The sequence below is a fragment of the Pseudoalteromonas sp. 4NS20-0020 genome, assembly GCF_057554385.1.
On the sequence record NZ_BAAJMI010000007.1, the window covers coordinates 16,273 to 32,269 of the forward strand.

The 15,997-nt window shown below is 39.9% G+C and carries 14 protein-coding genes and 1 tRNA gene; 10 read left to right on the plus strand and 5 right to left on the minus strand.

Annotated features, from left to right (window positions below):
* Positions 1 to 39: 39 nt before the first annotated feature.
* The 3 genes from AC27JL_RS16650 to ccoG all read left to right on the plus strand — a co-directional run bounded on the left by AC27JL_RS16650 (position 40) and on the right by ccoG (position 4,375).
* Positions 40 to 1,344, plus strand: coding sequence for an ABC1 kinase family protein (locus AC27JL_RS16650; protein ID WP_487196109.1), 1,305 nt, complete (start codon positions 40 to 42; stop codon positions 1,342 to 1,344).
* A gap of 87 nt (positions 1,345 to 1,431) precedes the next feature.
* The gene (locus AC27JL_RS16655; RefSeq protein WP_487196110.1) at positions 1,432 to 2,844 is read left to right on the plus strand and encodes a sigma-54 interaction domain-containing protein; all 1,413 of its coding nucleotides are present in this window, start codon (positions 1,432 to 1,434) and stop codon (positions 2,842 to 2,844) included.
* Positions 2,845 to 2,995: 151 nt separating this feature from the next.
* Positions 2,996 to 4,375: a cytochrome c oxidase accessory protein CcoG gene (gene ccoG, locus AC27JL_RS16660; protein ID WP_487196111.1), complete on the plus strand. Its 1,380-nt coding sequence runs from the start codon at positions 2,996 to 2,998 to the stop codon at positions 4,373 to 4,375.
* Between the two features lie 28 nt (positions 4,376 to 4,403).
* On the opposite strand, the gene AC27JL_RS16665 is transcribed toward ccoG, so the two are convergent.
* Positions 4,404 to 4,841, minus strand: a complete 438-nt coding sequence (locus AC27JL_RS16665) for a hypothetical protein (RefSeq protein ID WP_487196112.1) — start codon at positions 4,839 to 4,841, stop codon at positions 4,404 to 4,406.
* Between the two features lie 80 nt (positions 4,842 to 4,921).
* Positions 4,922 to 5,839 carry a M14 family metallopeptidase gene (locus tag AC27JL_RS16670; protein ID WP_487196113.1) on the minus strand — a complete coding sequence of 306 codons (918 nt, stop codon included), beginning with the start codon at positions 5,837 to 5,839 and terminating at the stop codon, positions 4,922 to 4,924.
* Positions 5,840 to 6,079: 240 nt separating this feature from the next.
* On the opposite strand from AC27JL_RS16670, the gene AC27JL_RS16675 reads away from it, so the two are divergent.
* Both AC27JL_RS16675 and AC27JL_RS16680 read left to right on the plus strand, forming a co-directional pair.
* On the plus strand, positions 6,080 to 7,717 hold the full coding sequence (locus AC27JL_RS16675) for a type 1 glutamine amidotransferase family protein (protein WP_487196114.1): 1,638 nt from the start codon (positions 6,080 to 6,082) through the stop codon (positions 7,715 to 7,717).
* 103 nt (positions 7,718 to 7,820) lie between these two features.
* On the plus strand, positions 7,821 to 8,069 hold the full coding sequence (locus AC27JL_RS16680; RefSeq protein ID WP_006794483.1) for a hypothetical protein: 249 nt from the start codon (positions 7,821 to 7,823) through the stop codon (positions 8,067 to 8,069).
* A 147-nt stretch (positions 8,070 to 8,216) separates the two neighbouring features.
* Here the strand turns inward: AC27JL_RS16680 and AC27JL_RS16685 are convergent, their stop codons facing one another.
* From AC27JL_RS16685 to AC27JL_RS16695, 3 genes are all read right to left on the minus strand, one after another.
* Complete coding sequence (locus tag AC27JL_RS16685; RefSeq protein ID WP_039037915.1) at positions 8,217 to 8,801, minus strand: hypothetical protein; 585 nt, start codon at positions 8,799 to 8,801, stop codon at positions 8,217 to 8,219.
* Positions 8,802 to 9,324: 523 nt separating this feature from the next.
* A tRNA-Pro gene (locus tag AC27JL_RS16690) sits at positions 9,325 to 9,401 on the minus strand.
* Positions 9,402 to 9,511: 110 nt separating this feature from the next.
* Positions 9,512 to 10,135 (minus strand): arylesterase, encoded by a 624-nt coding sequence (locus AC27JL_RS16695; RefSeq protein WP_010557243.1) that lies wholly within the window; start codon positions 10,133 to 10,135, stop codon positions 9,512 to 9,514.
* On the opposite strand from AC27JL_RS16695, the gene AC27JL_RS16700 reads away from it, so the two are divergent.
* From AC27JL_RS16700 to ruvB, 5 genes are all read left to right on the plus strand, one after another.
* Complete coding sequence (locus tag AC27JL_RS16700; RefSeq protein WP_248520297.1) at positions 10,136 to 10,849, plus strand: ABC transporter ATP-binding protein; 714 nt, start codon at positions 10,136 to 10,138, stop codon at positions 10,847 to 10,849. It begins immediately after the preceding gene.
* Complete coding sequence (locus tag AC27JL_RS16705) at positions 10,839 to 13,340, plus strand: ABC transporter permease (RefSeq protein ID WP_487196115.1); 2,502 nt, start codon at positions 10,839 to 10,841, stop codon at positions 13,338 to 13,340. Before AC27JL_RS16700 ends, AC27JL_RS16705 begins: the two co-directional genes overlap by 11 nt.
* 129 nt (positions 13,341 to 13,469) lie before the next feature.
* Positions 13,470 to 13,994, plus strand: coding sequence for a crossover junction endodeoxyribonuclease RuvC (ruvC, locus tag AC27JL_RS16710; RefSeq protein ID WP_008131991.1), 525 nt, complete (start codon positions 13,470 to 13,472; stop codon positions 13,992 to 13,994).
* Between the two features lie 2 nt (positions 13,995 to 13,996).
* Positions 13,997 to 14,614, plus strand: coding sequence for a Holliday junction branch migration protein RuvA (ruvA, locus tag AC27JL_RS16715; RefSeq protein ID WP_006794477.1), 618 nt, complete (start codon positions 13,997 to 13,999; stop codon positions 14,612 to 14,614).
* A gap of 7 nt (positions 14,615 to 14,621) precedes the next feature.
* Positions 14,622 to 15,629: a Holliday junction branch migration DNA helicase RuvB gene (gene ruvB / locus AC27JL_RS16720; RefSeq protein ID WP_487196116.1), complete on the plus strand. Its 1,008-nt coding sequence runs from the start codon at positions 14,622 to 14,624 to the stop codon at positions 15,627 to 15,629.
* The last annotated feature ends 368 nt before the right edge of the window (positions 15,630 to 15,997 follow it).

The following is a 15,997-nucleotide window of genomic DNA, read 5'->3' on the forward strand; positions in this document are numbered from 1 at the left end:
TAAATAACCTAACTATAAGCTAATTAGGTTCATTATATTATGGCAGCACCGCGTAACGTGCCCACATCGAGACTTTCTCGTTTTGCAAAATTAGGCTCATTAGCAACAGGCGTTGCGGGTAATATGCTGGTTGATGGCGCTAAAAGTGCACTAACAGGTAAGGGGTGGGATAACAAACGCTTACTTCTGCAGCCTAAAAATATTGAAAAACTTGCTGTGCAGCTCTCTCACTTACGCGGCGCAGCAATGAAATTAGGCCAGCTTCTATCTATGGATGCTGGTGACTTGCTCAGTCCTGAGCTCGCCCAGTTACTCGCTTTGTTGCGCTCTGACGCAAATCCAATGCCGCATAAGCAGCTGGTTGATGTTCTAAAAGAACAATGGGGAGACGACTGGCTTTCTCGTTTTTCTCATATTGAACTAAGACCTTTTGCAGCGGCTTCTATCGGGCAAGTGCATTTAGCGTATCAAGAAAATGGCGATAAGCTCGCAGTTAAAGTTCAGTACCCGGGTATTGCAAAGAGTGTTGAGAGCGACATAGATAACGTGATTACGCTGTTAACCCTATCGCGCCTATTACCTAAAGATCTCGACATTGAACCCCTTGTGAATGAGGCTAAGGCACAATTACTTGCAGAAGCAGATTACCTGCAAGAAGCAGATTATTTAATACGTTACAAAAATGCACTCAACGGCAATGCTCACTTTAAAGTGCCTGATGTTTACACTTCGCACAGTACGCAGCAAGTGCTTACAATGGAATATGTTAATGCTGAACCCATAGAGAGCATCACAGAGCAGCCACAAAGCCAGCGAAGTTTTGTTGCTGAGCAGCTTATTAATTTATTTTTTAAAGAAATGTTTGAATTTAAACTCATTCAAACGGATCCTAACTTTGCTAATTTTCATTATCAAACAGAGACGCAAAAAATCGTTTTATTTGATTTTGGTGCAACGCGAGAAATATCAACTGAGTTGAGTTCAGCTTATTTGGCGCTATTTAAAGCAGGTAGCGATAATAGCCGAGAGGGCGTATTAAAAGCAGCATCGCAAATTGGTTATTTTAAAGATGACATTATGGATAATTATAAAAATAACGTAATCGACTTGTTTTTAATGGCGTGCGAACCGCTCAGGCATGATGGTGAATTTGATTTTAAACATAGTGAGTTAGCACTTAAAATTAAGAATGCTGGGCTTGCACTTAGTGCCCAATCACAGCAGTGGCACACTCCACCAGTCGATGCGTTGTTTATACACCGAAAACTAGCCGGTTTGTATTTAATAGCTGCTCGTTTGGGGGCAAAAATTGATGTGCGTGCGCTTTTTAGTCATTTCGCATAAATGCTGAGCTAATATCGATACAAAGTTACTGGTGCAGTAATGTGTTAAAGTTGTCATAATGCTCGTGATATTTCGCGAGGTGTAGTTATGATAAAGCAATTTTTAAACGATCCAAAGTTATTACTTAATGCCGTGGGTGAGGGAATTTACGGATTCGACTTGTCTGGAAACGCTGTATTTGTAAACCCAGCAGCAGAGCGCATGACAGGGTGGAAGGCAGAGGAGCTACTAGGAAAAAAAATACACCAATATCACCACCATACTCGTGCCGATGGCACGCCTTACCCTGCAGATGAGTGTCAAATTTACTGTACCATGTTTGATGGTAAACGCCGTGAAGTTAACAATGAAGTGTTTTGGCGCAAAGACGGTAGCTCGTTTGCTGTTGAATATACATCCACTCCAGTGTATCGAAAAAATCAACTTATTGGTGCCGTTGCTATATTTCGTGATATATCGCAGCAGCAACAAACCCAAAATGATTTACAAAACGCACTTAAAAAAATAAAGCAGCTGAGTGAGCAGTTAAAAGACGAGAATAGCTATTTAATAGCAGAGTTGAATCAGGACTGGCAAGACTCTGGGCTTGTAGGGCAAAGCCATGTGTTCCAAACCATGTTAGAGCAAATCAAATTAGTGAGTGAAACCGACACTACCGTGCTTATTCTGGGAGAAAATGGCACAGGTAAAGAGCTAGTAGCACGCAATTTATATAGGTTAAGCAAACGCAGCAAGCATGCCTTTATTAAAGTAAATTGTGCAGCTTTTACACCAAGTTTATTGGAGTCTGAGCTGTTTGGGCATGAGAAAGGCGCTTTTACGGGGGCTAACGAACGTCGTAAAGGCCGATTTGAACTGGCCGATAAAGGCACACTTTTTTTAGATGAAATAGCCGAATTACCTCTAGAATCACAAAGTAAGCTACTAAGAGTGCTGCAAGAGCAAGAATTTGAACGGGTTGGTGGTAGCCAAACTTTGAGTGTAAATATTCGAGTTATAGCGGCTACAAACCGCGATTTGTGGCAAATGGTGCAAAAGGGCAGTTTTAGAATAGATTTATATTATCGACTTAATGTATTTCCTATTAAAGTGCCAGCCCTCAGAGAGCGAAAAGAAGATATTCCTTACTTATGCAGCAACCTCATACAGCAATTAAATAAACGCTTAGGGAAGCAGTTAAAAGGGCTAAGTAAAAAAGCAGTTACTAAGCTTCAAGCCTACGATTGGCCTGGTAACATAAGAGAGCTGCAAAATGTACTGGAGCGAGAAGCCATTTTGTCTAAACAATCTGTTTTACAGCTCAATCAACCACTCAATGGTGACACTACGCAAAATGTTGACGAGTCTCTTACCCTCGATGAGGCGCAAAGGCTGCATATAAGCCGTGTTTTAACACTTTGTAACGGGCAAATTTCTGGAAATAAAGGTGCTGCACTTAAGTTAGGGTTACCTGAAAGTACACTTCGCTCAAAAATGAGAAAGCTAGGAATTAGTAAATAATCGCGATATATAACGGCTTTCGTTATATATCACGATTATAAAAAGCGCGTGAATTATAAAGTTATTTAATATCAATAGATTAAATAAAGTTTCAGTTTGGTCTGAAAGTTGCAAATACTTAAACAACATCCGTTCTAATTAAGTAAGTAACATGAAGTTTGATATTAAAGAGCAAGACATGATCATTAAGCCCTATAACTCAGGGCCAATTTATATTCGCGAGCAAAAAGGCTTTTTTCAACGTATACGCCGTAATTTAGGCTGGTTGCTAATGTTAACGTTTATTGCCATTCCATGGATTCAATATAACGGTGAGCAGGCCGTACTGTTAGATGTCGCAACACAAACCTTTACTATTTTTGGATTAACACTTCTTCCTCAAGACTTTATGATTTTAGCCATGCTTTTTATGGTGGGAGCCTTTGCGTTATTTTTTGTTACTAATTGGCTTGGCCGAGTTTGGTGCGGTTACACGTGCCCGCAAACAATATGGATGTTGATGTTTACATGGGTTGAGCAACGAATAGAAGGTACACGCAATCAGCGCATTAAATTAGATAAGTCAAAATGGACATTTAGCACGTGGCGTAAAAAAATAGCTAAACACAGCGCGTGGATAGTTATTTCGGTTTTAACAGCGACCTCATTTATGGCGTATTTTATTCCGGCTAAAAATTTATACTTAGACATGCTTTCGTTTGATTGGTCTGGCATTACCACATTTTGGGTGCTTTTTTTTGCTGGGTGTACGTACGGTAATGCTGGTTTTTTAAGAGAAAAAATGTGCACCATTGCATGCCCGTATTCTCGTTTTCAGTCAGTGATGTTTGATAAAGATACCTTAGTTGTTACTTATGATGCTGAACGAGGAGAAAACCGTGGCCCACGTAAGCGTAAAGCTGATCCAAAGTCATTAAACTTAGGCGATTGTGTAGACTGTAATTTATGTGTGGAGGTATGCCCTGCGGGTATTGATATAAGAAATGGCTTGCAATATGAGTGCATAAACTGTGGTTTATGTATTGATGCCTGCGATGACACAATGAATAAGTTTGGCTACGACAAAGGCTTAATTAAATACGCGAGTGAAAAACAGATGGAAGGTAAAAAAACCAACCCATTTAGATTAAAGCTTGTTGGCTATGGTGCGTTAACTGCCTTACTTATCCTATCGATGTTTGCATGGATGATGCAGCGTACACCCATAGAGGCCTCAGTGCTTCGTGATAGAAACGCACTCTACAGAGTAAATTATGAGGGCCTAGTTGAAAACCCATACACACTAACCATTATTAACAAAACACAGCAATCAATGCACTACACAATCGCTATTGAGGGGTTACCTGGGGCAACGCTTAAAAGTCCAAAGGCAACACTCGTACAACCTGGTTTAATGAAAAAAATACCGGTTACGGTTACCGCTGATGGTTACGATATTAAACAAAAAGTAAGTAAATTAAGATTTGTAGTTACCGCGCAGGAAGATGCGAGTATTACCATCACCAAGGACAGTCAGTTTTATAAAAACTAAGTAGTTAAACGCCAAGTTGATTAAATAATTAATCCGCTTGGCTGTTTTTAAGGTGCTTAATAACGTATTGCTTGGCACTTTCAACCTCGCTAAATATACATTTAGTGCCGTCTCTGCCAACGCTATTTAAAACCCGCGACATTTGGCTGATTGCGATGGCCGATGTCATTACATACGCGCTGATGAAGCAATTTGCAGCTTGCATTTTTTTGCCAATTTTAGTGAGCAATAACTCGGCTTCAGGCGTCGCTGCCAATACCTTTCGTGAGTCGCTAATATAGCCCCAAGGGTCGCCATTAAATTGTGCAGTAGTATTAATGAGCTTTTCACCATACACACTTAGAATATCGGTATCGATGCTACCTGAAAATTCAGCAACGATTATGTTGTTATCTACATAAAAATTAACGTTGCCATAGTCATTTTTTAATGAAAAGTCATAATGCTCATTTTTATCTACTTGCAAGGCTTTCTCTCTATTTTATATGACAGACTTGTTACTACGTTTAATAAAACACACTTATGATAAACGTAGCAACTAGTAATTTAGCCTTCATTTCGTAAATAGTTTAAAGCACTGTCAATAACAGCAACTTGCGCTAGTATACATTGTTCACTGTTGGCTGAAGGGCTATCTGGGTAAACCTCTGTTGTTGTTACAAAAGGAGCATCAGTAAAGCCCATACATAAACCTAATTGGCGTGCTGCGTAATTTATAACGCCAAATTGTTCCTGTGGTACGCCAATTAATGCATTGTTTTCATCGCTTGGTGCAATATGCGTAACCTTTGCAACGCCCTCAATAATCACTTTTTGAAATTCTGGCTCTGGTTTTTTACTGTCAGCAACTAAGTAAAACCCATCAGGAATATTCCAATTTGTATTGGTTGTGCCTTCACGTGCTGCAAGTGCTGGCCTGAATTCACTGTTATCGGAGTCTGTTGTCTCGTGTAAATCAATGTGTGCTAGTAGATCAATATTTAATGATTTTACATAGGCCATTACCGCAGCCGACTCGTGTGCTGGGCTATTTTCGTAAAAGGAGCGGTTAGGATCTATTGCGCTTGGGTTCCAGCGGTTAATTGTTTCATACCCCCAAGGGCTAATACAGGGAGTAATAATTATATTAAAGTGTTTTGAATGTTTTAAAGCAGAGGTTTTTGCAAATCTAAGCGCGCCATGTACACCACTGGTTTCGTACCCATGCACGCCACCGGTAATTAAAACCGTTGGTTTGGTATCATCAAAATTAGGTGTTTGCAGGGCATATAATGGATAACAGCCATCGTTGTAATTAAGCTCACCATATTGCTCAACCGTTAATTTGCCTTTAAGCTCGTTAATTAACGTTAACACTTCATCTTGGTAGCTACGCTTTATAACTTGGCTCGCAAGCCATTGAGCTTTATCGTCGTCGTTCCATTTAGTACCGGGTGTGCCAATTGGGTATGTGCTGTCAGTCATTATAAAGCCTTGGTATATCAATATTTAATGAAATAAAGCGCTAGCTTAACGCTGACTAAAATAGCCTGCAACTTAATGCGACATATAGACATAATTGAGTTACTTCTTAAAAAACTAATCCAAAACTGTAATAAATAAAATTGAATTAAATACACCGTTAGTTATGTAAGCGAGGTATTTAGCCCAAGCCACTAAACTGATAAGCTTGCAGCGCATTTTGCCACTTTTAAGACTATTACTATGAGCAATCAAATTTTATTTAATAAATACATGCTATTAACAGCGATTTTTACACTAGTAAGTACTGTATTTTCGGTTGATTTAGCCGCGCAACAACAAAGCCAAACATTAGTTTTATTAGGATCAGAGCCACGCATGTGCGCTGAGAGTTCGTGTACTAGGAGTGAGAAGGTTGAAAATATAACCCAAAAATTATACTCACCTACTATTAATAAGATAAAGCTCATAGCAAAAAATTGGCCAACCAGTAGCCTTTCTAATAAAAAAGCGACACTAGATGTGCTAAAGCAATTACAAAAGAATGAACCTAAGCATGTGTCAAAGCAAAATTTACTGTGGCAGTGGCGTGACGTAGATAATTTGCAATTAGAAAGCTTATCGGTGCACGAATACAATTATGTGCTTGATATGCTCGAAGTGTCAGAAAGTAAGAATGATAAAAAAATAAATAGCAAAGCAATTAATACTTCACGCTATAAAAATAATGATATTTTACAATTTATTACCGGTAGCCTAAAAGTAAATAGCGCTAAACCGACCATGCTTGTTATTACTGCTGCGCGTCGTGATCCATACGCGTATGCTGAAGCGGCAACATCTCTTTTAGCAGAATCACAAATAAGTACCAAGTGGCTTGCATTAACGCCTGCACTTGCAAAGGCAATAACCACGGGTCGGTGCGATCAACTGCCTTCACTAAGAAACAGCGCTATGCAAGTGTATAACCGAGAGTCAATTTATCCTTCGCAAACTCAAACCGAATACGGCTTGTGTAAAAGTGGAGTAGTTGCATTAACCACATTAATAAAAAACAGTACCGGCGTTATGTTTCATAGTGGCGATACTGCGTTATTGCATAGCGTTTTATTTAATGATGAAAACGAGCCTTACCCATGGACAAATTCACTTATAACAAGCCCGGTTATTGTGGGAATAGGTGAGGGGAGCGCCATACAAGGTAATAGCTTAATTACAAATAAAAACGTAACAAGTACAAATGTACTAAAAGGGGAAACCCTGACCACTAAAAAGGGCTTAGCAACGTTTAATTATGGTGTGTTAAGTACGCACTTTAGTGAGCAAAACCAAACTTTTAAATTGGCCATGATGATTGACACTTTAAGCAACGGTAAAGCTACATCACAGTATGGTTTTGGTGTAGACGAGAATACCGCCTTGGTTGTCATAAAATCGCCAGAAGGTAATTTAATGACGGTCGTAGGTGAAAATGGTGTGGTCCATTTAACTCCCGAGGCAACAAACATTGCTATGCATCCCCCTGAGCAAAAGACAAATTCAAAACCTCAAAAATACCGCTATTCTTATTGGCCCTCTGGCAGTGTGATTGATATAAAAAATAACGATTTTACCCTAAGCCAGCGCAGTATTAGCCAAGCACTGCCAGCAATTAAAATACCGCCTTTACCAGTTCAGCGTTTTGGGAGCATATTGACGGATGCAAAATTACGGTCTCTTACCCAAGCCATGTGCCTCGCTCAAGAGCAAAGTGCGGTTGCTCAGCAAGATGAATTTTTAATTAGCCTGAATACAAATGCTGATACACGCTATGACCGAATAAACACCAAACCATTTGGTTGTGCTGTGAGTAATTTATCGCTGGTGGTCGAGTCGTTTTAAGTTTAAGGCGTAAATATTTGGATTTTAAGTATCAGCTCGATAAAATAACCAGCATTATGTATAACCACTTTGCATAAAGCAGAGAAATTAAAAGAGTTTTAAAATGAATAATGAAAGTGATGTAATCGATAACTTAGCTGATTTAGAGGCTTTTTTACTGGAAGTTGAAAGCGGCGGTTATGGGTTAAAAGGAGTATCTGGCGTTGGTATGGCCACTAAAAACTCAGACGGCACCCGTTTTATTGCCGTATTTGATGATAAACAGCAGCTATTATTGGCCCGCGGTATCACCGAAGATGTATATACTAATGGGCAAGATATGGTTCGTAACGGTGTAAAGCCCAAACACTAGTTACATATAAATCAATAAGCGCTATTTAGCGCTTTTTTTTTTGCAAAATTTAAAATGAGTTAAAACATCAAGCAAGGCTAAGAAATATAAAAGGTAAAAAACCGATTTAGGCTAAATAAATGAAGGCTTTACTGCATAACTCGCACATTAACGTATTTCGTTTACTAATTGACCATTTTCATATAATGCCGAATATTGGCGTTTATGCTCTTCAAATAGGTAGGTTCTTAACTGCTCTTTTCCGGTAATTATACGTGTAATTTTTGCTGCCATTCCTGATTTATTTTGCCTAATAGGCTCTATATCAATTGAAATACACTCTTCGTTTGGTAATGTAAACTGCACGTTTTTCATATTACCCAGTCGGCTGTTATCTTTTAGAGGTTTTAAAAATATCCCTGTGCTAGATATAGACTCAATATAAAAACCTTCACTTTTTATATTGAGCTGGCTCCAACGCCAACTGCGCTGTGTGCCTTTAGTATCAATAACTTCAGGCGCACTGAGTGTTGGGTTAATAACCCCAGAGGGATCTATTTTTAAATCAAGCGGAAACCACAATTGATAGTGCGCAACTTTTGCTAATAGCGTTAAGCTTGCATTACTTAATAGGTGCGCAATGCCTGCGGGTACACTACTTTGTAAAGTAAGCTTATGATTTGGTTTTACTTCCTGATCTTCTGGCTTAAATAAGTCAGAGATAAAGTTTAATTCTTCAGCTGAAAAGTCCATGTTCAACACCGTAAAAATAAAACCCTATCATATGTTAATTAAATAAAATGCTCAATAAGTGTGCAGCGTTATTTGTTTTCTTTACTATAGTTAAAGGCTTTGTGTGGATTTTAGGTAAAGTAAATGTCTAGCATTAGCTGTGCTTGTTACATTTTTAAAATTGAAAGCGTTCATTGTCATTCAAATTAGTTAAAAGCGAATAGCAACTTATTTAAAGTAAGATTTAGTGCCTTCAATGCGCTTTTTAAATCAAGAAGAGGTTTATTATTTTGCAGGTTCATTAAGTTGGCAATTTGCGTCTAGCAAAATATCGATTTTTAAGGTGGCTTTTAAAATACTTTGACCTATCAAGCAGGCGAGGAAAGCATAAAGTCTGGGTTTTAGACGTAATAGGCCGTTATTAAACTGTTGTTTAGAATGCCTTTTAACTAAATATATTTTTTAAAAAGTAGAGTGTGTGTTTAATTTTCAGGTGAATACCTGTTGGTGACTATTTTATAAACTAAAAGAGGAAGTTATGAATTGGTCGGTATGGAGAGATTCGAACTCTCGACCCCTGCCACCCCATGACAGTGCGCTACCAGGCTGCGCTACATACCGACGTTGAGTGCAATAGTACGTGTATTTTTTTAAAAATCAATAAGCGATTGTTTGTTTGGGTGTTTATTAGGCAAGTGAGCTAAAAAGCCCACTTAAGCTAGGTTATTTTTTTAGTCTTTATTCAACCAAGTTTTGATCGAGTCGTACATCTCATCACGTATCAACGGCTGTGCTTTTTTGTTAGGGTGTAACCCATCGTTTTGCATTAGCTCTGGTTTATCAGCGATATTGAGCATAAAAAAGTTTAATAAGTGCGTATTAGTTTCTTCGCTAATTTGGCTAAAGCTATCAGTAAACATTTTGCTGTAGCGAGGGCCGTAGTTAGGTGGAATGTAAATTTCCATCAGCGCGGTCATAGCATTAGCTGCTTGGCTTTTTTGTATCAGCGAGGTCAAATTAGCTTGCATTTTTTTTACCGGAAATCCGCGAAGACCGTCATTTGCACCAAGCTCTATAAGCACATGTGTTGGCTGGTATTGGGTAAGTAATGCATCTAAACGGCGCAGTGCACCGCCAGACGTTTCGCCACTAATGCTGGCGTTTACAAGTGCAATGTCGGCTTGCTCGTCATTGTACTTATCTTGTAACAATTTTACCCAGCCTTGCTCTTGTTGTAGGCCATAGGCTGCGCTTAAACTGTCACCAAGTATCAAAATCGTGTTGTCGGCTGCTGCACTCAGCGGTTTGATAACTAAAAATAAAATGAATACTAAACGAAGGATTGAATGAGTCATATGTCAGCGCTTTCTCAATTAAATATAATTCAAGTTAATGGTTTGTCTAAAATAGTAACTACCTTTGAAGGTGAGTTGCCCATCCTCAGCGACATCAGCTTTAATGTCAAGCACGGTGAGTCTGTTGCTATTGTTGGCACGTCGGGATCAGGTAAGTCTACTTTGTTGAGTTTATTAGCAGGCTTGGATACAGCGAGTAATGGCGAAATATTTTTAGACGGTGAGCCGCTTCATGATTTAGACGAAGAAGCGCGTGCAGCACTTCGTGCCGCTAAAATTGGTTTTGTATTTCAGTCTTTCATGTTGGTGCAAAGCTTAACCGCTCTTGAGAACGTAATGTTGCCTGCAGAGTTAGCGGGAAAAAGTGATGCTAAGGAGCAGGCACTTGCTTTGCTTGAAAAAGTAGGCCTAAGCCACCGAACAGATCATTACCCATCTCAGCTCTCGGGTGGTGAGCAGCAGCGTGTTGCTATTGCCCGCGCTTTTATTGGCACACCCAAAATTTTATTTGCCGATGAGCCTTCAGCTAACTTAGACAGTAAGAACGGCAAAATGATTGAGTCGCTGCTGTTCGACTTAAATTCTCAACATGGTACAACGCTAATTTTGGTGACGCACGATGAAGGACTCGCTCAAAAATGTGAGCATATTATTCAGATAGAAGCGGGCTTACTTGTAAAAAGTGAAGCAGAGGACGTTGCAAATGTGGGCTAAATTAGCGCTTAAATTATTTGCGCGAGAATTTCGAAGAGGTGAGCTAACGGTAATTAGTGCAGCTATTGCTTTAGCGGTATTAACTGTACTTACCTTGTCTATGGTGACAGATCGAATAGCACAAAGCATTGCACAAAAAAGCAGTGCGTTTATTGCTGCCGACCGAGTATTGGCAAGCAGCCATGCCATTGACATCGCTTTTATTGAGCAAGCTAAAAGTCAAAACTTACAAACTGCGCAAATGGTGTACTTCGACACCATGTTATTTGCTAATGATGAAATGCAATTTAGCTCGGTGAAAGCAGCGTCAGACGCATACCCGTTAAAAGGGCAGCTAAAAGTAAAAAATACATTGCTGGGTGAAACGGTTATTGCAAACGGCGGCCCGAACCCAGGTAATGTATGGCTCAGTGAGTCTGTTTTTTACTCGCTAAACATTGACATTGGCTCACAAGTTGAGCTAGGTGCTGCGTTATTTAATGTTGAAAAAGTGATTGTTGAGGAGCCTGATGCGCCATTTAATGTATTTTCAAGTAGCCGTCGTGTATTAATAAATATTGCAGATGTGCCAAAAACAGAGGTTGTTCAGCCTGGGAGCCGTGTTTTTTATCGTCAGCTCTATGCCGGTAGTGAAGACGACATAAACAGCTTTTATGACTGGTTAAAGCCACAAATGAAAGAAAACCAACAATGGTACGGTGTTAAAGATCGTCAATCACCAATTTCAAACAGTTTAAACCGAGCAGAGAGTTTTTTATTGTTAGCGGGTTTACTAGGTATTATTTTGGCTGCAGTAGCGATTGCTGTATCAGCCAAACGATACTGCGAGCGCCAATATGACCCTGTTGCGATGATGAAAACACTGGGCGGCAGTCGTTCAATGATCCGCAAAATTTACATGCTTCACTTATTGCTTGTATGTGCAATGGCTGTGAGTATAGGTTTATTGATTGGTTATGGCTTGCAAGAAATAGCCACCGGATACCTTTCAAAAAGTATGGGAAGCGAATTGCCCATGGGTGGATTTAAGCCTTGGCTTGTAGCAATTAGTACGGGTGTAATTTGCGCCGTTATGTTTTCTATTAAACCGTTATTTGATTTGTTCGATATTCCGCCGCTTAGGGTACTGCGTCGTAATTTAGGTGACAAACTAGCGGTGAGCCGCGTGCACTTGGGTATGAGTGCATTGACCGTGTTTTTGTTAATGTGGTTATTTAGTAACAATATAAAAATAACGCTAATATTATTTATAACCACACTAACTTTAATTGGCGTGTTGTTTTTAATATCTAAACTTATATTTGGCGGTGGCCGGAAACTGGGTTTAAAACCAGGTAATAGTTGGTCATTGGCTATTGCGTCGATTCAAAAGCGTGCCAATGTAAATGCAGTTCAACTTATTAGTTTTTCGCTCGCCATTAAACTGCTTCTGTTTTTAGTTGTGCTTAAAAATGACATGATTGCTGATTGGCAGTCGCAATTACCAAGCGATGCGCCCAATGCATTTTTAGTTAATATTACGCAAAACGACCTTGAACCAATCAATAACTACCTTGCTGAGAAAGACATTTTAGTGTCTGACTTCTACCCAACGATTCGAGGGCGTGTTAACGCGGTAAATGGTGAGTTGGTTGCACGTGAAGTATCTCTTCAAGACAATGAGAAAAAAGATGAAGAAGCGCGTTCGGGTATTGGCCGTGAGCTAAACTTAACGTGGCTTAAAGATGTACCGGCTCAAAACGAGATAATTCAAGGTGAATGGTTTGGTGAAAACGTAGTGGCCGAGGCATCAGTTGAAGAGTCGATGTTAGAGCGCCTTGATGTTGAAATTGGCGACACACTTACCTTTTTAATTGGCGCGCAGTCGTTCGATGCTAAAATTACCAGCGTTCGTACAGTTAACTGGGCAACGCTTAAACCCAACTTCTTTATCATACTCAGCCCGGATGTACTTAAAGACTTTCCGGCGACTTATATTTCGTCGGTTAGGATAGAACCTGAGCAAAAGCGCGACTTTAGCCAACTGTTGCGCACCTATCCAACCATTACTGCAATCGATGTAGACAACTTTGTAAAGCAAATACAAACCACAATATCGCAAGTCTCACTTGCCATTGGTTTTGTACTTGCCATTGTTGTTTTGTGCGGTGCATTAGTACTCATTTCGCAAGTGCAAGCGAGCTTAGGTGAACGCATGCAAGAAATTGTAATTCTTAGAACATTAGGTGCTAAAAGCCGTTTAATTAAAAATGCGACCTTGTACGAGTTTTTATTATTGGGTGGGTTAGCCGGTTTAGTTGCTGCATTTTTTAGCGACTTAGCGCTTTTAATTGTGCAGCAACAAATGTTTGAACTTACGGGCAAGCTTCATCCACATATATGGATTATAGGCCCGCTTGCTGGTGGTTTATTTGTAGCCGGGTTGGGTTATTTAATGATTGCCCGTACCCTTAAACAAAACACCCAAGGGTTAGTTCGCGCTTTGGGGTAAACTAACTATTATTGCGTTTAAAATGCTCGCTATTTAAGCGAGCATTTTTGTTTTTGCTTGGTACTGGTATTTTATACAGTGCTCTGGCATTATTAGCCTAATTTACAATAAAAACAACGAGAATGTGATTTGGCCATTATTTTAGGGATCGACCCAGGATCGCGTTTGACTGGTTACGGTGTAGTTGCTCACCAAGGTGCTAAATTTACTTATTTAGGCAGTGGTTGTATAAAATTAGCCGATCATCCTTTTCCGGTACGCCTTAAAATGATTTACCAGGGTATCACTCAACTTGTTGAGCAGTTTTCACCTGAAACGTTTGCTATAGAAAAAGTATTTATGGCTCATAATCCCGATTCTGCATTAAAACTTGGCCAAGCGCGTGGTGCTGCCATTGTGGGTGCTGCAATGGCTGATTTGCCAGTGTTTGAGTATTCGGCAAGGCAAATTAAACAAGCTGTAGTAGGCAACGGTGGTGCAGACAAAAGCCAAGTACAGCATATGGTAAAAAATATTCTAAAATTACCAGGTACGCCTCAAGCCGATGCAGCAGATGCATTAGCAATAGCAATTTGCCATGCTCATTCAGAACAAAATTTAATTAAACTAGCGGGCAGCGCAAGCAAAACCGTTAGAGGACGCTTAAGGAAATAACAATGATAGGCCGCTTAAATGGTATTTTAGTTGAAAAACAACCCCCCGAAATTTTACTTGAAGTAAGCGGCGTGGGTTATGAAGTACAAATGCCAATGACCTGTTTTTACGACTTACCAAAAGTGGGTGAAAACACGATTGTTTATACTCATTTTGTAGTGCGTGAAGATGCGCAGTTACTGTTTGGTTTTAATAATAAAACAGAGCGCGCATTATTTAGAGAGCTTTTAAAAGCTAATGGGGTAGGGCCAAAACTCGGGCTCGCTATTTTATCGGGAATGTCGGCGCAACAGTTTGTTAGCTGTGTAAATAATGAAGATGCTACATCGCTGGTTAAATTACCGGGTGTGGGTAAAAAAACAGCTGAACGTTTAGTGCTTGAGATGAAAGACCGTCTAAAAGATTGGGGTAATGATTTATTTACACCATTTAGCGATAGCGCAGTGATAGAGCCTCACAGCGATGCATTAGTGGCTAATAATGCAGCGGATGATGCCGTTTCTGCACTTGTTGCATTAGGGTATAAATTGCCACAGGCACAAAAAGCAGTAAAATCGGTGAGTAAACCGGATATGTCTACTGAGGTTCTTATAAAAGAATCTTTAAAATCGATGTTGTGAGTAACCCATGATTGAAGCGGATCGCTTAATTGACGCGACTGAAAAAACAAATGAAGACTCGATTGACCGAGCAATTAGGCCAAAACTGTTGGCTGATTACCGAGGTCAACCGCATGTTAAGCAGCAAATGGAAATATTTATTGAAGCTGCACGCAGCCGCAATGAAGCGCTTGATCATTTATTAATATTTGGTCCGCCAGGTTTAGGAAAAACCACATTGGCGAATATTGTAGCAAACGAATTAAACGTAAATATTAAAACCACCTCAGGACCTGTACTTGAAAAAGCAGGCGATTTAGCGGCACTTCTTACAAACCTTGAAGAAGGTGATGTACTGTTTATCGACGAGATCCACAGGTTAAGCCCACAGGTTGAAGAAATACTTTACCCTGCAATGGAAGACTATCAGCTTGACATAATGATAGGTGAAGGCCCTGCTGCACGTTCTATCAAACTGGATTTGCCGCCATTTACGTTAATAGGCGCTACAACGCGTGCAGGCTCACTCACATCGCCACTACGTGACCGTTTTGGCATAGTGCAGCGTTTGGAGTTTTATTCAGTAGAGGATTTATCGCATATAGTGGGCCGGTCAGCTCATTATCTGGAGCTAGAAATGTGCGACGATGGGGCTAGTGAAATAGCTAAACGGTCACGGGGTACGCCGCGTATTGCTAATCGTTTATTGCGCCGTGTGCGAGATTATACTCAGGTTAAATCTGACGGCACTGTAAATGCAGAGGTTGCGCAGCAAGCACTCGACATGATTGATGTAGATAAAAGCGGTTTTGATTATATGGATCGTAAATATTTACTCGCCATCATTGAAAAGTTCATGGGTGGTCCCGTAGGGCTCGATAATTTAGCCGCTGCCATTGGTGAAGAGCGCGAAACAATAGAAGATGTTATTGAGCCGTTTTTAATTCAACAAGGGTTTATTCAGCGAACGCCGCGCGGCCGTATTGTGTCTGACAATGCGTACCATCATTTTGGCTTGTTACCTAAAAAAGACTAATTTTAAACACCTTTCCTAAACCCTTGCTAAAAATAACCGTTAGCAAGGGCACGTCCGTTTATAACGTATTTTATCTACTAAAAGTCATTTGCCTTACCATTAACTAGCCTGAACTCTGGTTAACCAACAATTCACAGGGCGTTAAGGCGTGTGTGGCTATTGTGCCTTTCATAAAATTCAACATAGTCAGTGCTGACTATGACTGTTTAGGTTTAGTGCAAAATTTCTGGCTCAATAAACAATATTAAATGAATCTGTATATTTTGGTCTAGGCCAAATTTTAGGTAAAAAAAAGCCCGCAAATAATGCGGGCTAACAACAAGTTAAAGGAAGTAATCTGGGGGAACCATGTTTTACACTGTCAGGTT